Raw genomic sequence first — 839 nt, 5'->3', positions numbered from 1 at the left:
CCTGGCACAGCGACTGGCAGACCGCCGCGGTCTATGGCGCGCGCAGCGCCCTGGCCTTCCTGGCGCTGGCGGCGTTCTGGCTGGCCAGCGGCTGGACCGCCGCCAGCGGCGCCCTGCTGCTGTGCTGCGTGGTCTGCAGCCTGTTCGCCAGCCGCGAGAACGCCGCACAGATCGGCCTGTTGTTCATGCGCGGGATCTTCTATGCGCTGCCGCTGGCATTCGTCGTTGGACAGATCCTGCTGCCGCAGCTCAACGGCTTCGCCATGCTCTGTCTGGCCCTCGGCGTGCCGCTGTTCTTCGGCGCCCTGGGCATGGCCAAGCCGGCGCTGGGCGCCACCGCCACCTCCTTCAGCCTGCATTTCATCGTGCTCTGCGCGCCGCAGAACGACATGCAGTACGACGTCGCCTTCTTCCTCAACGAGGCGCTGGCCATGCTGATCGGCGTCGGCTGTGCGGTGCTGGCGTTCAACCTGATCGGCTTGCGCAGCCCGGCATGGCATGGCCGCCGTCTGCTGCGCGCGACCCTGCAGGACCTGGCCCGGCTCACCCGTCAGCCGCTGGCTGGGGCCGAGAGCTGGTTCGGCGGGCGCATGGCCGACCGCCTGCTGCAGCTGGCGCGGCACTATCCGGCGCTGCCCAGCCAGAGCCGCAGCCGCTGGGACGACGGCATCGCCAGCCTGGATCTGGGCGACGAGCTGCTGCACCTGCGCGCCTGCCTGGCGGCGGGCGACCGCGCGCTGGGCCTGGCCGAAACGAATTTTCTCGATCATCTGCGCCGACAGCTGTTGCTCGGCCCGGCGCCGTCGCGGCGTGCTGCCCTCGATGCCGCGCTGGACGAC

1 protein-coding gene is annotated in these 839 nt (G+C 70.9%); it reads left to right on the top strand.

What is annotated here, in order from left to right; all coding sequences use genetic code 11:
• A partial coding sequence (locus N878_RS23060) for an FUSC family protein (RefSeq protein WP_021445864.1) occupies positions 1-839 on the top strand: 839 nt, incomplete at both ends.

This window comes from Pseudomonas sp. EGD-AK9, from assembly GCF_000465935.2.
GTDB lineage: Bacteria > Pseudomonadota > Gammaproteobacteria > Pseudomonadales > Pseudomonadaceae > Aquipseudomonas.
The sequence above is the reverse complement of the archived record's forward strand: the minus strand, read 5'-3'. Positions and strand labels throughout refer to the sequence as shown.